Source organism: Planotetraspora silvatica, from assembly GCF_016863315.1.
GTDB lineage: Bacteria > Actinomycetota > Actinomycetes > Streptosporangiales > Streptosporangiaceae > Planotetraspora > Planotetraspora silvatica.
On sequence record NZ_BOOQ01000031.1, the window covers coordinates 84,653 to 110,853 of the forward strand.

The 26,201-nt window shown below is 70.9% G+C and carries 25 protein-coding genes; 20 read left to right on the forward strand and 5 right to left on the reverse strand.

Annotation, left to right across the window (positions count from 1 at the left end; genetic code table 11):
• Positions 1-180 precede the first annotated feature (180 nt).
• From Psi02_RS23815 to alc, 9 genes are read left to right on the forward strand one after another with little or no spacing between them, the layout of a single operon-like run.
• Positions 181-1,209: a GntR family transcriptional regulator gene (locus Psi02_RS23815; RefSeq protein ID WP_203977800.1), complete on the forward strand. Its 1,029-nt coding sequence runs from the start codon at positions 181-183 to the stop codon at positions 1,207-1,209.
• A gap of 33 nt (positions 1,210-1,242) precedes the next feature.
• Entirely contained in the window at positions 1,243-2,922 is a 1,680-nt protein-coding gene (locus Psi02_RS23820) for an APC family permease (RefSeq protein ID WP_203977802.1), read from the forward strand.
• Positions 2,923-2,971: 49 nt separating this feature from the next.
• A complete protein-coding gene (locus tag Psi02_RS40780) occupies positions 2,972-5,032 on the forward strand; it encodes a PfkB family carbohydrate kinase (protein WP_203977804.1) in 2,061 nt (686 codons plus the stop codon).
• Positions 5,029-5,844 (forward strand): nucleotidyltransferase family protein, encoded by an 816-nt coding sequence (locus Psi02_RS23830; protein WP_203977806.1) that lies wholly within the window; start codon positions 5,029-5,031, stop codon positions 5,842-5,844. The genes Psi02_RS40780 and Psi02_RS23830 overlap by 4 nt, the downstream gene beginning before the upstream one ends.
• Positions 5,831-6,790, forward strand: a complete 960-nt coding sequence (locus Psi02_RS23835; protein ID WP_203977808.1) for a metallophosphoesterase family protein — start codon at positions 5,831-5,833, stop codon at positions 6,788-6,790. The genes Psi02_RS23830 and Psi02_RS23835 overlap by 14 nt, the downstream gene beginning before the upstream one ends.
• Positions 6,765-7,361, forward strand: coding sequence for an LOG family protein (locus tag Psi02_RS23840; RefSeq protein WP_203977810.1), 597 nt, complete (start codon positions 6,765-6,767; stop codon positions 7,359-7,361). The genes Psi02_RS23835 and Psi02_RS23840 overlap by 26 nt, the downstream gene beginning before the upstream one ends.
• A gap of 37 nt (positions 7,362-7,398) precedes the next feature.
• A complete protein-coding gene (gene allB, locus Psi02_RS23845; RefSeq protein ID WP_239095102.1) occupies positions 7,399-8,793 on the forward strand; it encodes an allantoinase AllB in 1,395 nt (464 codons plus the stop codon).
• Positions 8,790-9,545, forward strand: coding sequence for an aspartate/glutamate racemase family protein (locus Psi02_RS23850; RefSeq protein WP_203977813.1), 756 nt, complete (start codon positions 8,790-8,792; stop codon positions 9,543-9,545). The genes allB and Psi02_RS23850 overlap by 4 nt, the downstream gene beginning before the upstream one ends.
• Positions 9,542-10,729 carry an allantoicase gene (gene alc, locus Psi02_RS23855; RefSeq protein ID WP_203977815.1) on the forward strand — a complete coding sequence of 396 codons (1,188 nt, stop codon included), beginning with the start codon at positions 9,542-9,544 and terminating at the stop codon, positions 10,727-10,729. Before Psi02_RS23850 ends, alc begins: the two co-directional genes overlap by 4 nt.
• Positions 10,730-10,752: 23 nt before the next feature.
• Here alc and Psi02_RS23860 read toward each other — a convergent pair whose 3' ends face one another.
• On the reverse strand, positions 10,753-11,190 hold the full coding sequence (locus tag Psi02_RS23860; RefSeq protein WP_203977817.1) for a GNAT family N-acetyltransferase: 438 nt from the start codon (positions 11,188-11,190) through the stop codon (positions 10,753-10,755).
• Between the two features lie 257 nt (positions 11,191-11,447).
• Here Psi02_RS23860 and Psi02_RS23865 point away from each other — a divergent pair, with 257 nt between their 5' ends.
• From Psi02_RS23865 to Psi02_RS40785, 3 genes are all read left to right on the forward strand, one after another.
• The gene (locus Psi02_RS23865; protein ID WP_203977819.1) at positions 11,448-12,407 is read left to right on the forward strand and encodes a tyrosine-type recombinase/integrase; all 960 of its coding nucleotides are present in this window, start codon (positions 11,448-11,450) and stop codon (positions 12,405-12,407) included.
• A gap of 470 nt (positions 12,408-12,877) precedes the next feature.
• Entirely contained in the window at positions 12,878-13,528 is a 651-nt protein-coding gene (locus Psi02_RS23870; protein WP_373317332.1) for a lysophospholipid acyltransferase family protein, read from the forward strand.
• A 98-nt stretch (positions 13,529-13,626) separates the two neighbouring features.
• Positions 13,627-15,249 (forward strand): penicillin-binding transpeptidase domain-containing protein, encoded by a 1,623-nt coding sequence (locus Psi02_RS40785; protein WP_203977821.1) that lies wholly within the window; start codon positions 13,627-13,629, stop codon positions 15,247-15,249.
• Positions 15,250-15,317: 68 nt separating this feature from the next.
• Here Psi02_RS40785 and Psi02_RS23880 read toward each other — a convergent pair whose 3' ends face one another.
• Entirely contained in the window at positions 15,318-16,178 is an 861-nt protein-coding gene (locus Psi02_RS23880) for a helix-turn-helix transcriptional regulator (protein WP_203977823.1), read from the reverse strand.
• Positions 16,179-16,284: 106 nt separating this feature from the next.
• The gene (locus tag Psi02_RS23885; protein ID WP_203977825.1) at positions 16,285-16,551 is read right to left on the reverse strand and encodes a DUF3040 domain-containing protein; all 267 of its coding nucleotides are present in this window, start codon (positions 16,549-16,551) and stop codon (positions 16,285-16,287) included.
• Between the two features lie 136 nt (positions 16,552-16,687).
• On the opposite strand from Psi02_RS23885, the gene Psi02_RS23890 reads away from it, so the two are divergent.
• From Psi02_RS23890 to Psi02_RS23900, 3 genes are all read left to right on the forward strand, one after another.
• Positions 16,688-17,722 carry an Rv2578c family radical SAM protein gene (locus tag Psi02_RS23890; protein ID WP_203977827.1) on the forward strand — a complete coding sequence of 345 codons (1,035 nt, stop codon included), beginning with the start codon at positions 16,688-16,690 and terminating at the stop codon, positions 17,720-17,722.
• 50 nt (positions 17,723-17,772) lie between these two features.
• Positions 17,773-18,540, forward strand: coding sequence for a class I SAM-dependent methyltransferase (locus Psi02_RS23895; RefSeq protein ID WP_203977829.1), 768 nt, complete (start codon positions 17,773-17,775; stop codon positions 18,538-18,540).
• 78 nt (positions 18,541-18,618) lie between these two features.
• Entirely contained in the window at positions 18,619-19,905 is a 1,287-nt protein-coding gene (locus tag Psi02_RS23900; RefSeq protein ID WP_239095103.1) for a glycosyltransferase family 4 protein, read from the forward strand.
• On the opposite strand, the gene Psi02_RS23905 is transcribed toward Psi02_RS23900, so the two are convergent.
• Positions 19,885-20,862 (reverse strand): helix-turn-helix transcriptional regulator, encoded by a 978-nt coding sequence (locus Psi02_RS23905; protein WP_203977831.1) that lies wholly within the window; start codon positions 20,860-20,862, stop codon positions 19,885-19,887. The genes Psi02_RS23900 and Psi02_RS23905 overlap by 21 nt on opposite strands.
• A 42-nt stretch (positions 20,863-20,904) precedes the next feature.
• Between Psi02_RS23905 and Psi02_RS23910 the strand changes: the two genes are divergently transcribed.
• Positions 20,905-21,630, forward strand: a complete 726-nt coding sequence (locus tag Psi02_RS23910) for an alpha/beta fold hydrolase (protein WP_203977833.1) — start codon at positions 20,905-20,907, stop codon at positions 21,628-21,630.
• 24 nt (positions 21,631-21,654) lie between these two features.
• Here Psi02_RS23910 and Psi02_RS23915 read toward each other — a convergent pair whose 3' ends face one another.
• Entirely contained in the window at positions 21,655-22,569 is a 915-nt protein-coding gene (locus tag Psi02_RS23915; RefSeq protein ID WP_203977834.1) for a S1C family serine protease, read from the reverse strand.
• A gap of 142 nt (positions 22,570-22,711) precedes the next feature.
• On the opposite strand from Psi02_RS23915, the gene Psi02_RS23920 reads away from it, so the two are divergent.
• The 4 genes from Psi02_RS23920 to Psi02_RS23935 are packed head-to-tail and all read left to right on the forward strand — an operon-like array spanning position 22,712 to position 26,086.
• Positions 22,712-23,599, forward strand: coding sequence for an ABC transporter ATP-binding protein (locus Psi02_RS23920; protein ID WP_203977836.1), 888 nt, complete (start codon positions 22,712-22,714; stop codon positions 23,597-23,599).
• Positions 23,599-24,324: an ABC transporter permease gene (locus Psi02_RS23925; RefSeq protein WP_203977838.1), complete on the forward strand. Its 726-nt coding sequence runs from the start codon at positions 23,599-23,601 to the stop codon at positions 24,322-24,324. The genes Psi02_RS23920 and Psi02_RS23925 overlap by 1 nt, the downstream gene beginning before the upstream one ends.
• A 23-nt stretch (positions 24,325-24,347) precedes the next feature.
• On the forward strand, positions 24,348-25,484 hold the full coding sequence (locus tag Psi02_RS23930; protein ID WP_203977840.1) for a sensor histidine kinase: 1,137 nt from the start codon (positions 24,348-24,350) through the stop codon (positions 25,482-25,484).
• Entirely contained in the window at positions 25,481-26,086 is a 606-nt protein-coding gene (locus Psi02_RS23935) for a response regulator transcription factor (RefSeq protein WP_203977842.1), read from the forward strand. Before Psi02_RS23930 ends, Psi02_RS23935 begins: the two co-directional genes overlap by 4 nt.
• Positions 26,087-26,201 lie beyond the last annotated feature (115 nt).

Consider the following 26,201-nt stretch of genomic DNA (forward strand, 5'->3'; position numbering starts at 1 on the left):
GTCATGGGGTGAATCCCCGAACCTGTGCATGATCATGATCGGCGTTCGCCCTGGTGGGAGGGCATCTCGCCGAACCTGTGCATGATCACGGCCGAGGTGGGGGTGGCATATGGGGTATCGCTGCCGAAACGCAACTTCGGAGTAATAGATTAGAAACTTATAATCTATTAGGTTCCCTCTATGAGGCCGACAGAGTCGACGGACTCCCCATCCGCTGAACTGCCCGTGGAGATCGACCGTGCGTCACCGCTCCCCTACCACGAGCAGATCTACCGGCTGCTGCTCGACCTGATCGTCTCCGGACGCCTGGCACCCGGTCAGAAGCTGGTGCAGGAGAAGGAGTACGCGGCGCGCCTGGGAGTCAGCCTCGCCCCGGTACGGCAGGCCATCCTGGCGCTCACCAAGGACGGCTACCTGACCAGGACACGGGGACGTGGCACCTACGTCCGCGAGGTCAAGGTCGGCACCGACATCCAGCTGCTGTCCAGCTTCACCGCGACGCTCGCCGCGACCGGCCTGCCCGTCGCCATGCGCATCCTGGCCGCGGAGACCGTCCCGGCCTCCGAGCAGGTCGCCGCCGCACTGGGGCTGCCCGTCGGAGCCGAGGTCCTCCATCTGCGCCGGGTCGCGTTCCTGGCGGGCGAGCCCGTGGTGCTGCTGTCGGCGTCGTTACCGGTGGCGCTGTTCCCCGGCCTTCCCGACGCCGACCTCAGCGGCTCGCTCTACGACCTGCTGCGCGAGCGGCACGGGACGGTGATGACCTCCGCGCGCAACGTCATCGAGGTCGTCAGGGCGCTCCCCGAACACGCCGGCCACCTCCAGGTCCCCGTCGGCGAGGCACTGCTCCGCATCGAGTCCGTCACCCGGGACCAGCGCGGCACGGCGGTGGAGTTCTCCCGGGTCCTCTACCAGGCCGACCGGTTCAGGTTCGAGATCGAAAGCCGCCCCGAACACGGCGTCGGCTTCCACCCGTCCCCGGCATCTGCCCAGCCGGCCGCCACCAGCACTCCCAGTACTCCCACCGCGACCACCGCGACCACCGCGACCACCACGACCACCGCGACCACCGCGACCACCACGACCACCGCCTCCACTCCCCACCCCCCATCCGGCCAGACCTCCCAGGTCTCCCAGACCCCTGAGACACCCCCGACGGCACCACGCGAGAGCCCCGCCGCACCAGCGCTGCCCGGCTCCGCAGCTCCATAGCACCACCGCTCCGCAGAGAGAGGGGCCATCGCCGTGGCCATACCGAGTCAACTCCCAGCGTCGTCCTCTGACGGGCAGGCAGGCGTCTTCATCCGGAACGCCACCGGGCTGATCCGCGAGGTGTCGTTCTTCGACGCCTTCGTCATGAACACCTTCGGCATGAACGTCGCGGTCGGCGGCGTCTTCCTGTTCCTCCAGGCACAGACGGCGTTCTCCGGGGGCAACATGCTGCTCTCGGTCGTCATCGGCACCGTGCTCATGGCGTTCACGCTGCTCCGGGTGTACGCGGAGTTCTCCGCCGCGATGCCGCGCTCCGGCGGGGACTACGTGTTCGTCAGCCGGACCCTGCACCCCATCCTCGGTTTCCTCCTCTCCTGGAGCCAGGGCCTCTGGATGATCTTCTTCTGGATCGGGTTCAACGCCTACTTCGCCCTGACCTTCGCGGTCCCCGCGGCGCTGGCCACCCTCTCCTCGGTCACCGGCCAGTCGGTGTGGCTCGACATGAGCAACGGCCTGCTCGCCAAGCACGACCTGCTCGGCATCACCACCCAGTGGTGGGTGCTCGGACTCGGCACGATCATCACGGTCGGCTTCGGCGTGCTCATCGTCCTGGGCGGCCAGCGCTACTGGCGGTGGCAGAAGGTCCTGTTCGCCGTCGCGGGGCTCAGCCTGCTCGTCTCCTTCGCCCTGCTGCTCTTCAGCGGCGGTCACATCTCCGCCGGCTGGAACGACTTCGCCGGCAGGAACCACGGCCTGGCCTTCGACCAGATCATCCCCGCGGCCGAGAAGGCCGGCTACACCGGCAACGGCGCGTCGTTCAGCTTCAGCGACACCCTGCTCATGCTCCCGTGGGTGTTCTTCGTCGTCGGGTACGCCCAGGGCTCCGCGCAGATCGGCGGCGAGATCAAGCGCGCGTCCAAGACCCAGTACCGGGCCATGGTCGGCGGCGTCCTGATCAACGGCCTCGTCCTCGCCCTGATCACGATCGTGCTCACCGCGCACGTGAGCCCCAAGTGGCTGGGCAGCCTGGGATACCTGGCCGCTTCCGCCCCCGACACCCTCGGCCTGCCCGCCGGGCTGCCTCCGGGGTTCAACTTCCTCGCGGCCCTGCTCACCCACAACGTCGTCCTGCTCCTCCTGATCGGCATCGGCTTCGTGATCTGGGCGGTCATGGGCACCCCGCTGTCGATGATGCAGTCGACCAGGTACATGCTGGCCTGGTCCCTGGACCGGACGGTCCCGCAGCGGCTCGGCGACGTCAGCGAGCGATTCCACACCCCGGTCAAGGCCATCGCCCTGTGCGTCGTCACCGGCGAGATCGCCCTGGTCGCGCTGGTCAACTGGTCCGACGCCAGCCTCCTCGGCGCCCTGCTGGCGCAGATCCTGGCGTTCATCATCGTGTCGCTGGCCGGAATGGTGTTCCCGTACCGGCTGCGCAACATCTGGGAGTCGGCCGGCGGGAAGCGCGTGCTCGGCGTCCCGGCGGTCGCCCTGGCCGGGGCGGGCGGCGTCATCGCCCTCGGCGCCCTGATGGTCATGTTCATCACCGACGACACGATCAACTCGACGTTCGCGGTCACGCGGCAGCTGTCCCTGTGGTTCATGGTCGGCGTCCTCGTGATCGGAGTCGTCTGGTACGCCGGCGCCCACCTCGTCAACAAGAGCCGGGGAGTCGACCTCGGCCTGGTCTACCGGGAGATCCCCCCGGAGTGACCCTCCGCCCGCGTCCCCGCCATCCCGCGATATCGAAGGAGCCGTTCAGATGCGTCCCACCCGTGCCGCCGGCCCGCGGCGAGTACTGGTCATCGGCAACCTGACCATCGACGACGTCGTACGGTCCGACGGCACGGTGCGCATGGCGAGCCCGGGCGGCAACGTCGTGTACGCGGCGCTCGCGGCGCGGCTGTGGAACCCGGCGACGGGGATCGTCACCCGGCGTGGCGACGACCTCCCCGCCGAGATCCTGACCACCCTCGAGCGCCTGGATGTGGACACCTCGGGGGTGCGGACCGTGGACGGCCCCACGATCCGCAACTGGGTGATCTACGAGGACGACGGACGGCGGCACTGGATCTACCGCACGCCCGCGGAACGCTCGACGGAGGTGGCGGTCCGGCCGGACGACATCCCCTCAGGCCGGCTGGGCGGAGCCCCGGTCGTGCACCTCGCGGCGATGCCGCTCGCCGCGGCCGCCGCCCTGGTCGAGCACATCAGGACCGAGGCCCCCGACGCCCTCATCACCCTCGACACCCACGAGGACTGGGTGGGCGATCCCGAGGCCGTGCTCGACCTGGCCGCCCGCGTCGACGTGTTCGTCCCGAGCCGGGAGGAGCTCGCCGGGGTGACCGGCTACGACGACCCCGCCGAAGCCGCGGCCGGCCTGCGGCGGCGGGGGGTTCCCGCCGTGGTGGTGAAGCTCGGCTCAGACGGCGCGCTCGTCGACGCGGAGGGGCTGCCCGGCCAGGCGCGCGTCGCCGCCTACCCGGCCGATGTCGCGGACACCACCGGCGCCGGCGACACCTTCTGCGGTGCGCTGGCGGCCGCGCTCGCCGCGGGACTCCCCCTGCTCGACGCCGTACGGCGCGGCGCGGCGACCGCGGCCTGGGCCATCGCCGAGTTCGGGTCGCTCGCGCTGGCCGGACTCGACGCGGATACGGCACAACGAAGGTTCGAGGCCCTCCAACCCGACCACGTCCCGAGGGCCTCGGCACCGGGTTCCGCCGCCATGCCGTACGACATCGACGTGATGCGCCGGGAGATCGACATGATCCCGGAAGTGATCGTCCAGCGGCTGGCCGACCCGGACGGGCAGTCGGAGCGGATCGCGCGCATCCTCACCGAACGCGGCATCGAACACCTTTTCCTGGTCGGCTGCGGCGACTCCTACTTCGCGGGCCTGGCCACCGCCCTGGCCTTCCAGCGGCACACCGCGATCTCCGCACGCGCCGTGCACGCCCTCGACTTCGCCCGTTACCAGGTGCGTTACCTGCCCGAACGCAGTGCCGTCATCTGCGTCTCGTTCTCCGGGAAGGTGGGCCGCACCACGGAGGCGGCGACGCAGGCCCGCCGCTTCGGGCACCTGTCCATCGCGCTGACCAACAACCAGACCGGCGCCCTGGCCGAGGCGGCCGAACTGGTGCTTCCCATCGGCGTGCCCACCCTGGGGTTCTCCCCCGGCACCAGCACCTACCTCGGCATGGTCGCCACCCTCGACGACCTGGCGCTGCGCTGGGCCGCCGCCCGGGGACGCGACACCACGGCCGCCCGCGACGCGCTCCTCGCGATCCCGCGGCTGGCCGAGCAGACTCTGCGGGCCAACGCCGGCTCCGCGGAGAAGGCGGCCCGCTCCCTCGCGGGGCAGAGCTGGATCACCTTCCTCGGCGGCGGTCCCAACGAGTCGTCGGCCAAGTTCGGCGCGGCCAAGCTGTTCGAAGGCCCCCAGGTCGTCGGGGTGAGCACGAACATCGAGGAATGGGCGCACGAGGAGTACTTCGTCAGCTCCGCAGGCACCCCCGTGGTCATGGTGGCGCCCTCAGGAGCGTCGGCCGACCGGGCCGCGGAGATCCTGAGTGAACTCGACTTCATCGGAGCCTTCCCGATCGTCGTGAGCGACGTCGCCCCCCGAGTGCCCGCGCTGCACCTGCCCCTCGCCGCCGCCGTGCCGGAGGAGTTCTCGCCCCTGCTCGCCGCGCTCCCGCTGAGCCTCCTCGGATTCCATCTCGCCGAGACCCTGGGCAAGAAGAGCTACAACTTCCCCAGTGAAGCGGCGAAGACCGAGCATTACGACACGATCCACCGCATCGTGATTGGAGAGCCGGCATGACCACCGCCGGGCCGTCTTCCGCATCCCCTCCGGGCGCGCCCCTCGCCGACATCGAGGCCGAGGCGGCCCGCCTCATCTCCGCCTTCGCCACGCGCGGCCTGGCCGTACGGCTGGTCGGCGGTCTCGCGGTCGCCCGGCACCGGCACCGCGACGTCCCCGCCACGCTGCGCCGCACCTACGGCGACATCGACCTGGTGATCCACCCGAAAGACGGCAAGGCGTTCAAATCTGCAATGGTGGACCTCGGCTACGCGCCCAACGTGCGCTTCAACAACATGCGCGGCGACCGGCGGATGTTGTTCACCGACGAGCCGAACGGCCGCAAACTCGACGTCTTCGTCGGCGGCTTCCAGATGTGCCACAGCATGGACCTGGCCGGACGCCTGTCCCTGCATCCGGAGACCCTCTCGCCCGCCGACCTGCTCCTGACCAAACTGCAGATCGTGGAGGTCAATCGCAAGGACCTGACCGACGCCCTCACGATCCTGCTGACCCACGAGGTCGCGCCCCCCGACGTCCGCGGCGCCGATCCCGACCACGTCAGCTCCGACCGGCTCGTCGAGGTGACCAGCGGCGACTGGGGCTGGTACACGACCGTCACCGACAACCTCGCCCGCCTGCCCGAACTCGCCGCGGAGCTCCTGCCGGGACCGGAGGCGACGGCCGTCACCGACCGGGCGCGCGGGATCGCCGACACCCTGTCCGCCGCCCCGAAGTCGCTCAAGTGGCGCGCCCGCAACACCGTGGGCCGTCGTATGACCTGGTTTGACCTCCCTGACGAGATCGGAGGGCCGATCGATGCGCAGCCATGACATCAAGATCTTCTTCGCCACCGACATCCATGGTTCCGACCGCTGCTTCCGCAAGTTCGTCAACGCCGGCAAGTTCTACGGCGCCGACGTGCTCATCATGGGCGGCGACATCACCGGCAAGATGCTCGTCCCGATCGTGGAGACCGCGGGCGGACGGTACCGGTCCCACGTGTTCGGCCGGGACCGCGAGGTGGAAGCCGAGGAACTGCCCGCCCTGCGCAAGCTGATCGCCGACGGCGGCCTCTACGCCTACGACACCACGCCCGATGAGATCGCCGAGTTCCGCCGGCGGCCCGAACTCGTCGAGGAGACCTTCCGCAAGCGCATGCACGCGACGCTGACGGCCTGGATGTCCCTCGCGGAGGAACGCCTGGCCGGGACCGGCATCATGTGCCTGCTCGCTCCCGGCAACGACGACCCGTTCTTCATCGACGACGTGCTCCGCTCCTCCACCATGCTGATCAACCCCGAGGGACAGCTGGTCGAGCTGCCCGGAGGATTCACGATGATCTCCGTCGGCTACTCCAACCCGACGCCGTGGGCCTCCCCCCGGGAACTGCCGGAAGACCAGCTCGCCGAGCGCATCGACCGCGAGGCCGCCAAAGTCGCCGACACCTCCAAGGCGATCTTCAACCTGCACGTGCCGCCCAAGGACACCCCGATCGACCAGGCCATGGCACTGGACGAGGAGTTCCGCCCCGTGCTGAAGTCCGGCAGCCCGGTGATCACCGGAGTCGGCTCGTCGGCCGTCCGCGACGCGATGGCGACCTACCAGCCCCTCCTCGGCCTGCACGGGCACATCCACGAGTCCCGGGGCGAGGCCGCGATCGGCAGGTCCCGCTCGATCAACCCCGGCAGCGAGTACTCCGAAGGCGTCCTGCGCGGCGCGCTGATCAGCCTGTCGACCAGGAAGGGCGTCCGTGGGTACCAGCTCGTCGCCGGATGACGCCCCCACGTCGCCGTCACCGGTCGTGGCCGTCATCGGTTCCGCGCGCATCGAGGAACCCGACCCGGCCTGGCAGGAGGCCCACACCCTCGGCACCGCGCTCGCCGCACGCGGCTGGACGGTCATGACCGGCGGGTACGGCGGCCTCATGGGCGCGACCGCACGCGGCGCCCACGAGGCCGGCGCCACCGTGATCGGGCTGCCCATGCGCGGCTGGGCGGCGCTGACCCCGAGCCCGTGGTGCACCGAGCTGCGCTGGGCCGGCGACTACTCCGACAGGCTGCGCCACCTGCTCACCGCCGACGCGGTCGTCGCCCTGCCCGGAGGGATCGGCACGCTCGCCGAGGCCGCCGTCGTCTGGTCGGCCCTGCAGACCGAGCCCTGCGCGGCCCGGCTGGTCCTGCTCGGACCGCGATGGCGCAGGCTGCGCGAGTCCTTCGCCGCCGACCTGGTCATCGGCCCCGACGACCTCGGCCTGGCGCCCGTGGCCGGCGATGTCACCGAGGCGGTCTCCCTGCTGGACGCCGCGCTGGCCTCCGGACCCGCCACCGCGCCGGGCCCCCGTGGCTGACCTGCCCGCACCCTCACCAGAGGCGGCACCCGACCTCGTGATCCGGGCCGCCCGGGCCGTCACCCCCGAGGGAGAGGTCCCGGCCGTCGTGACCGTCCGGGCCGGCCGGATCGTGACGGTCGAACCGTACGTGACGGACGCACCGCCCGGCCGCGGGATGTCCGCCCGAACCCATAGCCGGTCGGCCTTCCCCAGGCGCGGCTTCGCGGAGGTCGTCGACCTCGGCCCCGACGTGGTGCTGCTCCCCGGGCTGGTCGACACACACGTGCACGTCAACGAACCCGGCCACTCCGACTGGGAGGGCTTCGCCAGCGCCACCCTGGCCGCCGCGGCCGGCGGCATCACCACCCTCGTAGACATGCCGGTCGACAGCGTCCCCGCTACCGTCGACGTCGCGGCCCTCACCGCCAAGCGGACCGCCGCCGCCGGCCGATGCCACGTCGACGTCGGCTTCTGGGCCGGAGCCACCCCCGGCAACACCGCGGAACTCGCCGCGCTCCACCACGCGGGCGTGCTGGGCTTCAAATGTTTCCTGGCGGACGCCGGCGCCCCCGACCTGCCGCCGCTGTCGCCCGACCAGCTCACCTCGGCGATGCGGACGCTGCGCGACTTCGACGGCCTGCTCCTCGTCCACGCCGAGAGCGACGCCGAACTCGCCGTCAGCCCGCCCGCACACGGGCGGCGCTACGCGGACTTCCTCGCCTCACGGCCCGGCCGGGTCGAGGACACCGCCGTGGCCGCGGTCGTCGACGCCGCACGGCAAACCGGAGCACGCGCCCACATCGTCCACCTGTCCAGCGCCACCGCGCTGCCGCTGATCGCCGCCGCGCGACGCGACGGAATCAGAATCACCGCCGAGACGTGCCCCCACTACCTGGCGCTGACCGCGGAGGAGATCCCCGACGGCGCAACCGAGTATGCGTGCTGCCCGCCGATCAGGGACGCCGCCAACCGCGACCTTCTCTGGTCGGCGCTGCGCGACGGCATCCTCGACCTCGTCGTCTCCGACCACTCCCCCTGCGCCGCCGCGCTCAAGCACCTCGACACCGGGGACTTCGGCGCCGCCTGGGGAGGCGTCTCCTCCCTCCAGCTCGCCCTGCCCGTCGTGTGGACCGAGGCCCGCGGGCGCGGGATCCCCCTGGCCGAGGTCACCCGGTGGATGAGCGAACGACCGGCGCGCCTCGCGGGCCTCACCGCCAAAGGCCGGATCGCCCCCGGCCACGACGCCGACCTGTGCGCCTTCGCCCCCGACGAGCAGTGGACGGTCCACCCGGACGACCTGCACCACCGGCAGCCCGTCACCCCCTACGCCGGCCGCCGCCTCCACGGAGTCGTCCGCCGCACCTGGCTGCGCGGACGCGACATCGACCCGCTCCGCCCCGCCGGACGACTGCTGACCCCTACGGCCGACCGCCTGGAGGACACCCCGTGAAGATCCTCGTCGTCAACCCCAACACCTCGGCGTCGACGACCCGCGCCATCGAGGAGACCGCCCTGCGCGCGGCCTCACCGGGCACCGAGATCCTCGCCGTGCAGCCGGCTTACGGAGCCGACGCCATCGACTCCGCGATGGAGAGCTACCTGTCCGCGGTCGCCGTGATGGACCGCGTCCTGAGCGTCGCCGAGCCGTACGACGCCGTGGTGATGGCCGGGTTCGGCGAGCACGGGCGAGAGGGCGTGCAGGAGATCGTCGACGTCCCCGTCCTCGACATCGCCGAGAGCTCCGCGCACGTGGCCCAGATGATCGGCCGCAGCTACTCGGTCGTCACCACCCTGCAGCGGTCGGTCGGCGCCATCGAGGACCGGCTGCGGCTCGCCGGCCTGGCCGACCGCTGCGCCTCCGTCCGCGCCTGCGGCCTGTCCACCTCGGACGTCGACCGCGACCCGGCCGCCGCCATGGAGGCGATCGTCGCGGAGGCCTCCATCGCCGTACGGTCCGACCACGCCGAGGTCGTCTGCCTCGGCTGCGGCGGCATGGCCGGCCTGGACGAGGCCATCTCCGCACGCCTCGGAGTGCCCGTCGTCGACGGCGTCGCCGCGGGTGTGCGCCTGGCCGAGGCGGTGGTGGGACTCGGCCTGCGCACCAGCAAGGTCTGCACCTACGCGCCCCCGGAACCCAAGGAGATCACCGGGTGGCCGATTTCCCGCAACCTCGGCGGCGATGCCGGCATGGAGGCCCGATGAACACCTTCCCACTCGGAAGCGCCGACCTGGCGTCCCGCCGGCTCGGCGGCAGCGTCGTCTCCGCGAGTGACGAGTCGTTCGGCTTCAAGGAGAACCTGCTGGTCCCGGCCGCCCCCGATTTCACCCCCGGCCGCTACGACCATCGGGGTGAGATCGTCGACGGCTGGGAGACCCGGCGCAGGCGCGGCGAACCCGGCCACGACTGGGCCGTCGTCCGGCTCGGCGCGCCCGGCGTGATCACCCGCATCGACGTGGACACCAGCTTCTTCACCGGCAACTTCCCGCCGGTCTGCCAGGTCGAGGCGTGCGGGCTCGAGGGCTATCCAGCATCCGCCGAACTCGCCGCCGCCGACTGGGCCGAGATCGTGCCGGTCAGCCCCCTCAAGGGAGACAGCCACAACCTCTTCACCGTGACCGACCTCCGCAGGTTCACCCATGTCCGCCTGTCGATCCACCCCGACGGAGGAGTCGCCCGGCTCCGCGTGCACGGCGAGGTGGTCCCCGACCCCCGGCTATGGGACGGCCTCACCATCGACCTGGCGTCGCAGGAACACGGCGGACTCGTGGTGGCCGCGAGCGACGACTTCTACAGCTCGGCCGAGGTGCTCAACCGCCCCGACCGCGCCCGCACGATGGGCGAAGGCTGGGAGACCGGCCGCCGCCGCGACGACGGCCACGACTTCGCCGTCATCAACCTCGCGGCGACCGGCCGGCTCCGCCAGATCGAGATCGACACCAGCCACTTCAAGTACAACGCCTCCGCGGAGGTCGAACTGCACGGCTGCGCGCTCGTCGACGGCACGCCGCCTCCCCCAGCCGACTCCTCCTCGTGGTTCCGGCTGCTGCCGCGCACCGCCGTACGGCCGGACACGCGGCACCTGTTCACGCTCGACCGGCCCAGCGCCCCGGTGACCGCCGTGCGGATCGACGCCTATCCCGACGGGGGCATCTCACGAGTGCGGCTCGTCGGAGCGCCGGAGCCGGGCGCCCGCCGCCGGGCGGGACTGCGCTGGTTCGACCGGCTCCCCGACAGCCAGGCGACGGCCTGCCTGACCGGCGCCGGGGTCTCCGCGGAAGACGTCTCCGCGGTGCTGGCCGCCCGGCCGCTCGGTGAGGACCTCTCCGCGGTGCCGGCGGGCCTCGCCGTGACGGTCCTCACCGAATGGATCGACGGCCGGCCGTAAGCGCGTTCTTCAGGACCACATGCTCACTGAAGCCTCAGGGTGATGAACGGGTCGTCGTCCTCCGGCGGGAGGTAGCGGGACACCTCCACGAATCCGTGGGACAGCGCGAACCGCAACCCGTCCACATTGGAGGCCAGAACTATGGTCTCGATCGTCCTGGCGCCCGACGCCCGGGCGTGCGCCATCTCCCGCGCGAAGAACTCCTCCCCGTATCCGTTTCGCCGATGAGCGGGAAGCACCCGGACGATCACCGTGGCGGTCGCCGAGTCGCCCACCGGGGGGCGCACGGTCGCGCAGCCGACGAGCACGTCGTCGAGATACGCCACCTCCAGGTGGTTGCGCACGACCCGCTCACGCACCTCGTCGGACGACAGGGGATCGGTCGGAATGATCGTGTTGTGGACGTGCCGCCAGTCTTCGAGCGTGGCGTCGCCCACCGGTTCGATCCGGAGGAGAGGCATCGCGACACTCAACGGCATCGGCCACGGGAGCGTCAACTACTTAACCGCCCAGTACCCCCACACCGCGCGGACTTCGGGCGCTCTTCCACCGGCCACGGCGACACCCCCCTTCTCGGCACCCGCCGCGAGTCAGCGACGGCGGCCCAGGCCGACCCGGCGCGTTGTGGTCGGGGCCGGTTTGGGGGTTTTGGCGGGTTGAGGGAAATTTCTCAGTGCCAGCGCCTTTACATTGTAGATTTCTATTACGATCGGACGTGATGGACACCCCCGCCGTACCGGATCGCAGCCCGGCTCCCCGGTCCGCGCCCGATCCCTACAACGCCTACCTCGACGCGCTCCCCAGCCCCGAGTCCAAGCGCACCATGCGCGGGTGCCTCGACCGGGTCGCCCGCCTCATCACGGGAGACCCGGACGCGACGGGGGCCGGTCAGCCGTGGGAACGGCTGCGCTACGAGCACACCGTCCGCCTCCGGACCGTGATGCGCGAGCAGGGGTGGTCGCCCGCGCACGTCAACAAGCATCTGGTGGCACTGCGCCGTGTGCTCAAGGAGGCCTGGCGACTCGGGCTGATGACAGGTGAGGACTACCAGCGGGCCGCCGACCTGCCCGCCTTCAAACACACCCGGCTCCCCGCGGGCGACCATGTGCCGGCGGAAGTCCTCGCGGCGTGCCTGGACGCGTGCGACGACGACCACTCCCCCGCGGGACGGCGGGACGGCGCCATGCTCGCGGTCCTGTATTCGACCGGGTGCCGCAGAGCCGAGCTCGCCGGCCTGAAACTCGGCGACTTCGACCGGCCGGCCCGATCGCTGCGCGTCCGGGGAAAGGGCGACAAGGAGCGTCTCGTCTACCTGACGGCCGAAGCCGTGCAGCGCCTCGACCTGTGGCTGTCGGAACGCGGGAAGCAGGCCGGGCCGCTCTTCTGCCCCATCAACAAGGCCGGACGGCTCCGCCTGTCCCACATGACCGGCCAGGCCGTCGCCGACATCGTGGCGCGCCGGCTCACCTCGGCAGGGGCGTCGAAGAGGACCCCGCACGACTTCCGCCGCACGTTCATCGGCGAGCTGCTCGACGCCGGCGTCGACCTCGCGACCGCTCAGGCCCTGGTGGGGCACGCCTCGCCCGCCACGACCGCCCGGTACGACCGGCGCCCGGAACGCCGGCGCAGAGAGGCCGTCGACCGTCTCCGGATCCCCGGGGCCCCACCACCGCGCTGACGGCGCGCTCGTGGACAGGGCCGCCGCATGAGCGCCTGCCCCGCCGAGGGTATCGGCTCGAATGCCGACTCAGAAAAAGATTCCCCCCAAACAGGTCTATAACGGACATTCGGTCTCGCCACCGGAATAGGCACCTCGGAGAGTCCGTTAAGCTCAGTGTTGGCCGATGTGGTTTGTGTCCCCCGGGCCGCAATTACCGCCTTCACGGAATACCGTTCGGCTGGAGCCGTGTTGTGCATCTCGCCGAGGAGGCGACCGCCACATCGGCCCTCGGCATGACCGCCCCGCGAGACATCGTCTCGCGGGGCGTTCGTCTGTCCGGCGACGGTGAAGGCGGCTTGCTCCAACCCGGCGGGCGCCGATTTGGCGGAGACGTACAAAATATGTGAACGGCAGTTGCCCGAGCCACACACTCCGCACGGCATCGGCCAGGCCTAGGGTTGATCGCGTCGCCCGTCGGAGGAGATCCCGTGCTTTACCGCAGTGCCAAGATGGTCACCGCTCCGCTGGTCCGCCTGTTGTGGTTGCCGAAGGTGGAAGGCCGGGAGCACGTTCCCGCGAACGGCCCGGCGATCCTGGCCTCCAACCATCTCTCGGTGCTGGACTCCTTCTTCCTGCCCGCCCTGCTGCGGCGCCCGATGCGGTTCGTCGCCAAGAAGGAGTACTTCACCGGCAACCGGCTGACCGCCACGTGGATGGGGGCCATGGGGACGATGCCGATCGACAGGGAGAACGCGTCCGCCGCCCAGGCCATGCTCGACTCGGCGGTGGAGGTCCTCAACGCCGGCGAGATGTTCGGGATCTACCCCGAGGGCACCCGTTCCCCCGACGGCCGCCTCTACCGCGGCAAGATCGGTGTGGCGTGGCTCACTCTCACGACGGGCGCCCCCGTGATCCCCGTGGCGATGCTGGGGACCGAGAGGGTGCTGCCGCCCGGGACGTCCGTTCCGCGGCTACACCGGTTCGGCATCCGCCTCGGCGCCCCCATGACCTTCACCGGAGACGCGGCCAGCGCCCGTGACCGCCGTGACGTGACCGACGAGGTGATGACGGCCATCCAGAAGCTCTCCGGTCAGGAGTACGTCCCGCGGTACGCCGCCAGCGTGAAGAACGCCACCTGACATCAGTGTGGATAACGATTTGTCCACGCTAGGCTCTCCGTCGTCCCGCAATCTCGGCTCCGGGGTTGCCGTGCTGGTTCAAGGACATGGGGGTGCACATGCCGCGAGGACGCACAATCGCCATCACATCGGTCGCCGGTGTGCTCGTGGTGGCCGCGGCCGCCGGAGGCGCCTACTACGTGCTCCACACCCGCGGCACGCCCCAGGAGACGGCGCAGCGATTCACCGCGGCATGGACGGACGGTGACCTCACGGCCATGAAGAGCGATCTCGTGGCCCCCGCACCGGAGTTCGACGCCGCCTACGCGGAGCTCACCAAGAACCTCGGCGCGACCAAGGTGGCCGTGAGCGACCTCACCGTGGGACAGCCGGTGAACGACCACGCCACGGCCACCTACACCGTCACCGCCACGCTCAAGAACATCGGCGATTGGTCCTACAAGGGCACGCTCGACCTCGCGGTCAAGGATCACTACTGGAAGGTGGACTGGTCGCCGAAGGCGGTCCACCCCGACCTCGACGGCTCCGACCACCTGGCGATCAAGACGTCGTGGCCCGAGCGCGCGGTGATCATGGCCTCGAACGGCGAGCGCATCGACACCGGGGACGTCGGCGGCTCGGTCCAGCAGCTCGTGGGATACCTCGACAAGGCCACCGCGAAGGACGTCAAGAAGCTCGGCGCCGCCTATCACGTGGGGAACGCCGTGGGCCGGGGCGGTCTCCAGGAGACCTTCCAGAAGCAGTTGGCGGGCACGCCCACCACCGAGATCCAAGTGACCGGGCCGGAGAAGAAGACCCTTCACACGATCAAGGGCAAGCCCGGCAAGGACGTCACCACGAGCATCGACCTGCGCGTGCAGACCGCCGCGGCCAATGCCGTACGCGACAACAAGAAGCCCACGTCGCTCGTCGCCATCCGCCCCTCGACCGGCGAGATCGTGGCCGTAGCGAACAGCGTGGGCGGCTTCAACAGGGCACTGGGCGGCACCTATCCCCCGGGCTCCACGTTCAAGACGATCACCGCGGCCGGACTGCTCAACGAAGGGCTGACGCCCTCCTCCAAGGTCACCTGCCCGGAGAAGTCGAAGATCGGCGGACTGGACATCCGCAACTCCGACCACGAGGCGTTCGGCTCGTTGTCCTTCCTCGACTCCTACGCCCACTCGTGCAACACGACCTTCGCGCCGCTGGCCGCGTCGAAGCTGGGGGCGCAGAAGCTCTACGACATGGCCACGCTGCTCGGTTTCAACCAGCCGCTCAACATCGGCGTGACGACGACGAAGGCCAGCATGCCCAAGGCCACCAGTGACGCCGAACTGGCCGCGGAGGCTTTCGGGCAGGCCAGGATCACCTCGAGCCCCCTGGTCATGGCCACCGTCGCGGCGGCCGTGGCCGACGGCAACTGGCGGCCCCCCACGCTGGTCCCCACGCTCAAGCAGAAGCTGAAGGTCAAGCCGCTGCCCGGCGGGGTGAAGGCCCCGCTCCAGCAGATGATGCGGGCCGTCGTCACCAAGGGCACCGCGCACGCGGCGGGACTGCCCGCCGGCACCGGGGGCAAGACCGGGACGGCCGAGTTCGGCCCTGCGGGCAAGATCCAGACTCACGCCTGGTTCATCGGTTTCCGGGGGGACATCGCGTTCGCCGTGGTCGTCGAGGCCGGCGGCATGGGCGGGGACGTGGCGGCTCCGATCGCCGCCGACTTCCTCAAGTCCCTCGGGTGATCGTGGCCTCCGCGCCCCGGTAAGGGCTCATCCGGACAGGCCTGCGCGGGGCCCGGCCAGGCCGGGCGCTAGTTGTCCGATTTCGCCCGTCCGGACCACTCGACCGGCCGGGAACCGCCGGCGAGTCCGGACAGCAGGGCCAGCCCCTGCTCGGAGGCGCTTCCCGGCTCGGCATGGTAGACGACCAGGACCTGGCCCTCCGTGCCGACGACGGCCAGTTTCTCGAAGCGCAGTTCGAGCGGTCCGACCTGGGGATGGTCCAGGTGCGAGATCCCGCTGCTTCTCGGCTTGACGTCCTGACGGGCCCACAGGCGCCGGAACCGCTCGCTGCACACCGACAGCTCTCCCACCAGTTCGGCGACACGCGCGTCGTGCGTCTCATCGCCGACGAGCGCACGCAGACCCGCCACGGTGCTCGCGGTGATCTTCTCCCAGTCGCGGTAGAGGACCCGCACGGCGGGGTCGAGGAACGCGGCCCGCACCTGGTTCACTCCCCGGGCGTAGATGGGCGACAACGCCGTCGCCAGGGGGTTGGCGAGCAGGACGTCCAGGTGGCGGCTGTGGACGTAGGCGGGGGTGTCCGACCACGACATGACGAGCTGCTGAATGCCTGACGGCACCCGCTCGGGCTTGCGCTGCGCGCGCCGGCGTGTCGTGGGACGCGCGAGCCGGTACAGGTGGGCGATGCCGTCGGCGTCGAGTCGCAGCGCCTGGGCCAGCGCGTCGAGCACCTGCTCGGACGGGTGCTGGTCGCGGCCCTGCTCCAACCGGACGCAGTAGTCGATGCTGATGCCCGCCAGCATGGCGAGCTCCTCGCGGCGCAGGCCGGGCACCCGGCGGCGCCCCATGGCAGGCAGCCCGACGTCCTCCGGGCGCACCAGCTCCCGCCGCGCCCGCAGGAATTCCCCCAGCGAGTTGCCTTCGTCCATGCCTTCCACGTTATGTGCGTGGCGGCGAAAGATCCTGTCCCTGCTACTCCCAGGAACACCGGATCCCGGCCCCCGAGGGCGAGGTTGCCCGGAACTGCGACCTGGCTCACATGGGGAACGCGGCGGCGTCGTTCCGGATGGCCATGACCAGTAACGTGGCGATCAATGTGGCGATCAGGAGCCAGCTCACGATGATGATCACCGTGGAGCGCTGGGGCCGCCTCGCGCGGGCCGGTGTCGCGCGCCGTCCCTGCGAGCGTCGCTCCACGCGCTCGTTGAACGACTCGAGCCGGGCCGCGAGGCGGGGATCCTCATCGGTGAGATGCCGCTCGATCATCGCCAGCATCCGCGCTTCGTCCTGCGACCAGGCCATGGCGCACCTCCCCGGAACGCAAGGTGTGTGCGGACGTTCTGCCCAACGATGAAGATCGTTAGCCGCTTTCGAGAGCCCGTATTTACCCGCGCGTTGTGAGTTGCGATCTTCATCGAACTTTTGTTCCAATCAAGGAATGCGCTGGGACAATCTGCGTCTGACCGATCACGATGCGGACACGGCGGCCACTCCGCTGTTCGCGCGGAACGCGGTCGCGAGGACATTCGACACGCCCGATTTCCGCGGCATCACGTTCTACGAGGTCCGCGCCCGGTCGATCATCAACCGCGTCCCGGGAGCGAGCCGGGTGCCCTTCGAATGGACGATCAACCCCTACCGGGGGTGCAGCCACGCGTGCACCTACTGCTTCGCCAGGAAGACCCACGAATACCTGGATCTCGGATCGGGGGAGGACTTCGACTCGAAGATCATCGTCAAGGTCAACGCCCCCGATCTGGTCCGCAGGGAACTCGCCGCCCCGAAGTGGGCGGGCCACCACATAGCGATGGGCACCAACGTCGACTGCTACCAGCGGGCCGAGGGCCGGTACAGGCTGATGCCCGGCATCCTGGCGGCCCTCAGGGACGCCGCCAACCCGTTCTCCATCCTCACCAAGGGGTCCCTCATCCTCCGCGACCTCGACCTCCTCGTCGAGGCCGCCGAGGTGACCGACGTCAGCACGTCCGTGTCCGTCGGCTTCGTCGACGACGCCCTGTGGCGCGCGGTCGAGCCGGGCACGCCCCATCCGCGCAAGCGACTGGAGGTCTGCGCCACCCTCAACGACCACGGCATCCGCTGCGGCGTCCTGATGGCCCCGATCCTCCCGTATCTCACCGACTCGCCCGCGATGCTCTCGGAGACCGTCGAACGCATCGCGGACAGCGGCGCGACGCACGTCGCCCCCATCACGCTCCACCTGCGCCCCGGCGCGCGGGAGTGGTTCATGGCCTGGCTCTCCCGCGAACACCCGCGCCTCGTGCCCCGCTACCTGGAGTTGTACGGCAGAGGCGCGTACGCCCCCAAGGCCTACCAGGAGCGCGTCCGCCGGGAGGTGGAGGCACTCGCCCGGCGATACGGCATCGGCAGGACGAACGCCCGCGACGCCCGGCGGATCACCCCGCGGCCGCGGCCCGCCGCACCTCCGGCGCCGGAGCAACTCACCCTCATCTGAGACCTCCGCGCGCCATGACCACGGGATCCGGCCCGATACGATCGCCCGCCGTGGAGGAGTACACCGAGTTCGACGATCCGGGTGGGTTCGACCGGTTCATCCGCGCCCATACGGCGCTCGGGGCCGTGCCGTACGTGCCGGAGATCCGGCTGCACCTGGCCCGCCCGGGCACCGCCCCGCCGGGCGACCTCGCGGCCGACGCCGGGCCGACGGCCGCGGGCGCACGCGGCCACCAGGCCGCCGATCCCCCCGCCGGTGGGAACCCGGGGGCGGCGACCGGCGAGGAGGCGGACGACCGGCTCTACGAGATGTGGGAGCGACTGGGGCGGCTGCCGTTCTGGGCCTACGCCTGGGCGGGCGGCCAGGCCCTCGCCCGCCACGTCCTCGACAACCCGGAACTCGTGCGCGGCCGCACGGTGCTCGATCTGGCCACCGGCTCGGGCCTGGTCGCCGTCGCCGCCGCCATGGCGGGCGCGGCCCGGGTGATCGCCAACGACGTCGACCCGCACGCCCTCGCCGCAGCGGCCCTGAACGCACGCGCCAACGCGGTGGCGGTGACGGTCCGGGGAGGCGATCTGCTCGATTCGACGCCCGCGGAGGATGTGATCCTCGCGGGGGACGTCTTCTACGAGCGCCCTCTCGCCCGCCGGGTCATGCCCTTCCTGGAGCGGGCAGGCGGCGTGGTGCTGGTCGGCGATCCTGAGCGCGCATGCTCCTACCTGCCCCGGGATCGATTTCAGCCGGCCGGGCGGCACATGGTGCCTGCGCCGCTGGAGAACGCACCCGTCACGACCACCACGATCTGGCATCGAGTGTGACGTATATCACACCAACGCGAGACGCCTTGATCGCGTCTCAGGAAGGGGAATTTGAACACGAGATAAACGAGGCATGACTTGTCATATACCTTCGTCCATCCAGGCCGCGTCGCGAAGAAGGCAGGCCGGGCAGTGCTCCGGTCGTTGCTCAACGTGGTCCGGCGGACGCTCCTCGCGGCCATGAGTGCCCGCGACTGGCAGCGCGCCCGCTCGGCGCCGCCGCCGAGTGACCGTCAGATCCGGATCCTGCTCCTGCACGCCAACGGTATGGGCGGCACCATCCGCACGGTCTTCAACCTGGCCGGCCACCTCGCCCGGACCCACGACGTCGAGGTCGTCAGCGTGGTCAGGGCCCGTGAGAAACCCTTCTTCCCCATCCCGCCAGGTGTCCGGGTGCGCTACCTCGACGATCGGGTGTCCGGGCGCAAGGGTTTCCTGTCGCGGATCCCCGGCGTCCTCGTCCCGAGGGAGGAGGCGGCCTCCGACTCGTTCACGCTCGCAGCCGAGATCAAACTGATCCGGTACATCCGTTCACGCCGCGAGGGCATCCTCATCAGCACCCGGCCCGCCCTGAACCTCCTCACCGCACTGTTCGCGCCGCCCGAGGTCGTCACCGTGGGACAGGAGCACCTCAACCTCGCGTCCCACAAGAAGCCGGTGCGCCGGCAGATCGTCCGCCGGTACGGCAAGCTCGACGCCCTCGTCACGCTGACGGAGACCGACCTCGTGGCCTACGACGCCGCGCTGCTCAGCAGGCCGAAGGTCCTCACCCAGATGCCGAACGCGGTGACGGCTCTCAACGGCGGCATCTCCCCGCTCACCGGAAAGACGGCCATCACCGTGGGCCGTCTCACCCACGCCAAGGGCCATGACCTGCTGATCCGGACCTGGGTGCACGTCGCGGCACGCCACCCCGACTGGACCATGCGCATCTTCGGCAGCGGGCGCAAGCGCGGCAAGTTGCTGGCGTCCATCGAAGAGCACGGGCTCACCAGCAAGGTCGTCCTGGAGGGCGCGGCCACGGATGTCGGCTCGGAGATGGCCAAGGCGTCGATGTTCGTGCTGAGTTCACGCCTCGAAGGCATGCCGATGGTCCTCCTCGAGGCCATGAGCAAGGGCCTGCCGGTCGTGAGCTTCAACTGCCCCACCGGGCCCGCCGAGCTGATCACGAGCGGCCACGACGGGCTCGTGGTCGACATGGGCGACGTCGAGGCCCTCGCCGACGCCATCTGCACGGTCATCGAGGACCAGAGCCTGCGCGGCACGCTCGGCGCCCACGCGGTGAAGACCGCGGCGGGCTACGACATGGAGATCATCGGCAAGAGGTGGGAGGACCTCCTCGCGTCACTCGTCCAGCCGAGGTGAGCCCGGCTTCGGCGTCTCCGCGAACATCAGGAGGCGCCGGGCCAGCGCCCTGACCTCGTCCCTGAGCCCGTCCGGCCTGATCACGGTGAACGGCCAGCCGAGCCCGGCCAGCAACTGCGCCATGCCGTCCAGCCGCTCGGCCCGGCCGGTCATCCGCGTGCCGCCTTCGTCCGGGACGAGCGTGGCCACGGAGGCGGGGATCCGCCGCCGCGCCTCCTCAGGCGTCGTGGCCAGCACGACCTCGACCTCGTGCCGGTACGGCACGGCGGCCAGAGACTCCATGACGTGGCCCACCGGATCGAACCGTCCCGGCGGGGAGAACGTCGCCTCGGTGACATGCGCCCCCGCGACCCGGTCGACGCGGAAGGTCCGCACCTGCCCGCTGCGGTGATCGAGGCCGGTCGTGTACCACCTGCCGGAGTGGAAGACCAGGCCGTAGGGGTCGAGGTCCCGCTCGCTGTCCTCCCCTTTGAAGGAGCGGTAGGCCAGCCGTACTCGCCGGCGGCGCCGGACCGCCTCCGCGAGCGTGAGCAGTGCCGCGGCGCTCGGCCGGTGATTCCCGGCCGCCCGCGTCGTGAGCGCGACGATCTCCTGCACCGCGCCCACCCGCTCGCGCAGGTCCTTCGGCAGAACCCGCTGGATCTTGGCGAGCGCGCTCTCGGTCGCCGTCTCCCCCACCGACAGTCCCGTGCGCCGCCCGGACAGCAGGCCCAGCACCACGGCCGTCGCCTCGTCGTCGGTCAGCATCAGCGGCGGCAGTTTGTATCCCGGCGTCAGGCGGTAGCCGCCGTAGCGGCCGCGCCCGGCCTCGACGGGCACGCCCAGGTCGCACAGCCGTACGGCGTAGCGCCTGACGGTGCGCTCGCCCACCTCGAGGCGCGCGGCGATCTCCGGGCCGGTGAGGCCGGGGCGGGCCTGGAGGAGTTCCAGGAAGGCGAGCACACGATTCGTCGACATATCAGGACCGATTCTGACCGGATTCGGTCCTACCGTCGACTCATGACGACATACGTACTCGTTCCTGGTTTCTGGCTCGGCGCCTGGGCGTGGCAGGGCGTGGCGGCTCCGCTGCGCGCGGCCGGGCACAGCGTCTTCCCGCTCTCTCTCACCGGCCTCGCCGAGCGCTCGCACCTGGCGTCACCGGATCTGGACCTCGACACCCACATCTCCGACATCACGAATCTGCTCGCCTTCGAGGACCTGCGCGACGTCGTCCTGGTCGGGCACAGCGGCAGCGGCGCCGCGGTCACCGGAGCGGCCGACAGGGCGGCGGACCGGATCGGCCGCGTCGTCTATGTCGACAGCGGGCCGGTGCCGTCCGGGGTCGCGCAGATCGACCTCACCGGCCGCGAGGCCGTCGAGGCGAACGCGGCCGACGGGTGGCGGTACCCGTTCCCCGCGTGGGAGGAGTTCGCAGGCTCGGAGGTGAGCCTCGAAGGGCTGGGACCCCGCGAGCGGGAGCTCATGTCCGCCCGGGCCACCGATCAGCCCATCGGCACGATCACGCAACCGCTGATCCTCACCGGCGCCTTCGACAAACTGCCCAAGACGCTCATCAGTTGCTCATTCCCTCTCGACAAGGTCAACGCGATGATCGCCGCAGGACACCCGTTCTTCGCGGCGCTGTCGGGCCCGGAGTGGGAGCTGCTCTCCCTGCCGACGGGTCACTGGCCGATGTTCTCCCGGCCCGCCGACCTGGCGTCGCTTCTCGCGGGCATCGGCTGATCCGAGGCCGCGTGCGGCCTCGGATCAGATCGTGGACAGGCCGAGCTCGACCGGTTCGGCGATGACGTCGACGAGCGCGTCGTTGCGCAGGACCGTGATCGGCAGCGGTTTCCCGATCGCGTCGGCGAACATCAGCCGCTGCAGGCCCTGGGCGTCCTCCACCGGCGTCCTGCCCGCGGTCAGCATCAGGTCGCCCGCGCGCAGGCCCGCCCTGGCCGCGGGGGATCCGGGCACGACCTCCATCACCCGCAGCGCGCTGCGCTGCGCGACGCGTTCGCGGATGTCGGGCGGGAGCGGCGCCGGCGTCGTCACCAGCCCCAGGTAGGCGCGCCGGACCCGGCCGTCGCTCATCAGCGCGGCGATGATCGAGCGGGTGGTGGAGTTGATCGGCACCGCGAGCCCGAGGCCCGCGCCCGCCACCGCCGTGTTGATCCCGACGACGTGGCCGTCGGCGTCGGCCAGGGCTCCCCCGGAGTTGCCCGGATTGAGCGCGGCGTCCGTCTGGATGACGTCCTCGATCAGTCGCACGGCGGAGCCGCTCCTGGCAGGCAGCGACCGCCCGAGCGCGGACACGACGCCCGCGGTCACCGACCCGGCCAGGCCGAGGGGATTGCCGACGGCGACGACCAACTGCCCGACGACCAGGGCGTCGCTGTCGCCCAGCACGGCGGGTCGCGGGGTCGTCCCGAGCGCGCGGATCACGGCCAGGTCCGACAGCGGGTCGGCGCCCACGACGGTGAAGTCGCCTGAGACGCCGTCGGAGAACGCGACCGTGCCGGTCTTCGCGCGGCCGACCACGTGGGCGTTGGTGAGCAGGAAGCCGTCCGAGGTGAAGACGACCGCCGACCCGCTCCCCCGCCCGGCCGTGACGGCCGCGACCTTCGGGGTGAGCTCGGCGGCGACCGAGGAGACGATCTGGGAGTACGCGTCGAGCGCCACAGGACCTCCCGCCAGTGCTGCTTACTTGATTACACGATAAGCGCGCGGCAGATCCGCCGGTATTCCCTGAGGACTTTTGTCCCATCGAAGCGCGGATCGATGGATCTACTGGCGACGATCACGCCTTTCTAGCGTTGTCCTCATGGAAATCGACGCTGTGTCACTGACCGCGGTGACCAAGAGCTTCGGAGCCGTCCGCGCCGTCGACGGCCTCACCCTCGCCATCCCCCGGGGCCAGACCGTGGCCCTCCTCGGCCCGAACGGCGCCGGCAAGTCGACCACGATCGGCATGCTCCTCGGCCTGATCCCCCCGGACTCCGGGAAGACCGCCATCTTCGGCATCGACCCCGGCCAGGCCGTACGGCAGGGCCTCGCGGGCGCGATGCCCCAGGAGGGCGGGCTCATCCCCCGCGTCACGATCCGCGAGTTGCTCACCTTCATCGCGGGCACCTATCGCGCGCCGCTGCCCCTGGAGCAGGTGCTCGCGCTGGCGCAGATGACCGGCCTGGAGAACCGGCGGGTGGACAAGCTCTCCGGTGGCCAGGCCCAGCGGGTGCGCTTCGCCATGGCACTGGTCGGCGACCCCGACCTGATCGTGCTCGACGAGCCGACCGCAGCCCTCGACGTGGAGGCGCGGCGGGAGTTCTGGAACGGCATGCGGACGCTGACCGGCCGGGGCAAGACCGTCCTGTTCTCCACCCACTACCTCGACGAGGCCGACGAGCAGGCCGACCGCGTCGTGGTCGTCGACCGGGGCCACGTGGTCGCGGACGGCACCAGCACGGACATCAAGAAGATCGTCGCCCTCACCACGGTGAGCGTGACGGCCGTCGGCGAGGTCGCCTGGCTCGGCGACCTTCCCGGCGTGACCCGCCTGGAGGTCAGGGGTGACCGGGTGCACCTGCGCAGCGCCGATCCTGACGCCACCGTGATGGCCCTCGCCCAGGCGGGAGCCGTACGGAATCTCGAAGTGACCCCCGCCGACCTCGAGGACGCCTTCGTCGCCCTCACCGCCAAGGAGACCGTGTGATGTTCGGCTACATCAGGCTCGAGCTGCTCAGGACCATCAGGGACGGCGGCTTCATCATCTTCGGGATCGCCTCCCCCGTCGTCATGTACCTCGTGCTCTCCAATCTCGCCCTCGCCCCCGGCGACAAGCACGCCGGCGCGATCGTCACGATGGTCAGCATGGCCGCGTACGGGGCGCTCGGCGGCGCGTTCAACAACGGCAGCGGCATCGCCGAGGATCGGGCCGCCGGCTGGCTGCGGCAGTTGCGCCTCACCCCGCTGGCGCCGGCCCAGGTGGTGAGCGGCAAGGTCATCACCGGCGTGCTCGGAGTCGTGCCCAGCATCGCGGCCGTCCTGCTCACCGGTGTGCTCGTCAACCACGTCACGCTGAGCGCCGGGCAGTGGCTCGCCATCGTGGGACTGCTGTGGGCGGGGACGGTCCCGTTCTCACTGCTCGGGCTCGGCAACGGCTACAACCTCACCGGGCAGACCGCCGCCATGGCCAACATCGCGGCGCTCCTCGGCCTGTCCATCGTCGGGGGCCTCTGGGTCCCCACCGCCGGATTCCCCGGCTGGCTGCGCGCGATAGCCGAATGGACGCCGTCGAACAGCTACGCCGCACTCTCCTGGGACGTCGCCTCCGGCACGGCTCCCGGGCCGCGCGCGATCGCGATCCTGTGCGGATGGCTGGTCGTGTTCGGCCTCTACGCCCGGTACGGCTACCGCCGCGCGGGCCGGACCGCGTGACGCCTGTGGGACGATCGCAGCCGATGAAGCAGAACAGAAGACCGGTCGAAGAGAGCTGGCTGAACCCGCTCGGCGAGGACGAGCAGGGCCCGGACGCCAAGGGCATGTACATCTGGGTCATCCTCGCCGGCGGCCCCGTGTGGGACATCGCGCACGGGCGGTCCCATCCGCTCTGGGCCGCCTGGGCGGTGACGGCGGTCTGCGCCGTGCTCTACATCGTCACCGTCCAGCTCGCCTTCGCCGGCTCGCGCCGGGCGGAGCGCCTCTTCCTGCCGCTACTGGCCGCGACGACGATCGCCGCCGCCGTGTTCTTCCACGGCAACTGGACCTACCTCCTGGTCATGCTCGCGATCGCCATGGGGGTGGCCGTGCAGGGACGCTGGCTCCCCGTCCTGCTGATCGCACTCGTCCTGACCGCTCTCGGCTTGCAACTCGCCGCCGGAGCCGGTGTCGGCGACACCGTGTTCCTGATGTGGGGGCTGTTCACGGCGGGGCTCATCCCGGCCATCATGATCCGGCTGTGGGACGCCATCAGGGAGCTCAAGCACACCCGGGAGGAGCTCGCCCACGCCGCCGTGTCCGAAGAGAGACTGCGCTTCTCCCGGGACCTCCACGACCTCCTCGGGCACACGTTGTCGGTCATGGTCGTGAAGGCGGAGGCCGTACGCCGCCTGGCCCACAAGGATCCGGACGGGGCCGCCCGGCAGGCCGCGGACATCGAGCAGATCGGGCGGGAGGCGCTCACCGAGGTCCGCGCGGCCGTCACCGGCTATCGCGGGCGGGGGCTGACCGCCGAGCTGGAGTCGGCCCGCGCGGTGCTCGCCGACGCGGACATCGACCTCACGATCCGCACCCCCGTCGTACGGCTCCCGCCGGAGACCGACGCCCTGCTCGGCTGGGCCGTACGCGAGGGGGTGACCAACGTCATCCGCCACAGCGGCGCGCGCTCGTGCGAGATCGACCTGGGCGGATCGGGCGACCTCGTGCTCGAGGTCCGTGACGACGGCGCGTCCGCGACCGGCCCGGCCCGCCGCGGCAACGGCCTCGTCGGGCTCGGCGAGCGGGTGGCCGCGGCGGACGGGACGCTGGACGCCGGGCCGCGGCCCGGCGGCGGCTTCCTGCTCCGCGTGACGCTGCCCGAGCAGGGAGAGAACGCGTGATCAAGGTTCTGCTGGCGGAGGACCAGGGCATGATGCGGGGCGCCCTGGCCCTGCTTCTCGGCCTGGAGGACGACATCGAGGTCGTCGCCCAGGTGGCGTCCGGTGACGACGTCGTCACGGCCGCCCTGGAGGAGCGGCCCGACGTGGCCCTGCTGGACATCGAGATGCCCGGCCGCACCGGGCTCGACGCGGCGGCCGACCTGCGCGACCGCCTGCCGGCCTGCCGGGTCGTGATCCTCACCACGTTCGGCAGGCCCGGATACCTGCGGCGGGCGATGGAGGCGGGCGCCTACGGCTTCCTCGTCAAGGACGGCCCCGTCGAGGAACTGGCCACCGCGATCCGCCGGGTGCTCCAAGGCGAGCGGGTCATCGACCCGGCGCTGGCCGCGGCCGCGCTCAGCGCCGGGTCGAGCCCGCTGACCGACCGGGAGCGTGACGTGCTCGCCGCGGCGTCCGACGGCTCGACCATCGCCGACATCGCGCTGCGCCTCCACCTGTCGGAGAGCACGGTCCGCAACTACCTGTCGTCGTCGATCGGCAAGACCGGGACGCGCAACCGGATCGAGGCGGCCAGGACCGCCCGCCACAACGGCTGGCTCTGACCCGCCTCCCGGCTGTCGCTGTGGGACTCACTGCACGTCGAACTCGTCGCCCTCGGGGCCGGCCATGGTCCTCCACGACCTCGTAGCCGAGGGCCTCCGCCCAGAAGGCGGCCTA

Excerpts from the sequence above, each read along its gene's own strand:
- Psi02_RS23910 (WP_203977833.1), top strand. The coding sequence starts at position 20,905 with ATGACGACATACGTACTCGTTCCTGGTTTCTGGCTCGGCGCCTGGGCG.
- Psi02_RS23925 (WP_203977838.1), top strand. The coding sequence starts at position 23,599 with ATGTTCGGCTACATCAGGCTCGAGCTGCTCAGGACCATCAGGGACGGC.
- Psi02_RS23890 (WP_203977827.1), top strand. The coding sequence starts at position 16,688 with ATGCGCTGGGACAATCTGCGTCTGACCGATCACGATGCGGACACGGCG.
- Psi02_RS23835 (WP_203977808.1), top strand. The coding sequence starts at position 5,831 with ATGCGCAGCCATGACATCAAGATCTTCTTCGCCACCGACATCCATGGT.
- Psi02_RS23865 (WP_203977819.1), top strand. The coding sequence starts at position 11,448 with ATGGACACCCCCGCCGTACCGGATCGCAGCCCGGCTCCCCGGTCCGCG.
- Psi02_RS23885 (WP_203977825.1), bottom strand. The coding sequence starts at position 16,551 with ATGGCCTGGTCGCAGGACGAAGCGCGGATGCTGGCGATGATCGAGCGG.
- Psi02_RS23920 (WP_203977836.1), top strand. The coding sequence starts at position 22,712 with ATGGAAATCGACGCTGTGTCACTGACCGCGGTGACCAAGAGCTTCGGA.
- Psi02_RS40785 (WP_203977821.1), top strand. The coding sequence starts at position 13,627 with ATGCCGCGAGGACGCACAATCGCCATCACATCGGTCGCCGGTGTGCTC.
- Psi02_RS40780 (WP_203977804.1), top strand. The coding sequence starts at position 2,972 with ATGCGTCCCACCCGTGCCGCCGGCCCGCGGCGAGTACTGGTCATCGGC.
- Psi02_RS23930 (WP_203977840.1), top strand. The coding sequence starts at position 24,348 with ATGAAGCAGAACAGAAGACCGGTCGAAGAGAGCTGGCTGAACCCGCTC.
- Psi02_RS23830 (WP_203977806.1), top strand. The coding sequence starts at position 5,029 with ATGACCACCGCCGGGCCGTCTTCCGCATCCCCTCCGGGCGCGCCCCTC.
- alc (WP_203977815.1), top strand. The coding sequence starts at position 9,542 with ATGAACACCTTCCCACTCGGAAGCGCCGACCTGGCGTCCCGCCGGCTC.
- Psi02_RS23905 (WP_203977831.1), bottom strand. The coding sequence starts at position 20,862 with ATGTCGACGAATCGTGTGCTCGCCTTCCTGGAACTCCTCCAGGCCCGC.
- Psi02_RS23815 (WP_203977800.1), top strand. The coding sequence starts at position 181 with ATGAGGCCGACAGAGTCGACGGACTCCCCATCCGCTGAACTGCCCGTG.
- Psi02_RS23880 (WP_203977823.1), bottom strand. The coding sequence starts at position 16,178 with ATGGACGAAGGCAACTCGCTGGGGGAATTCCTGCGGGCGCGGCGGGAG.
- Psi02_RS23860 (WP_203977817.1), bottom strand. The coding sequence starts at position 11,190 with ATGCCTCTCCTCCGGATCGAACCGGTGGGCGACGCCACGCTCGAAGAC.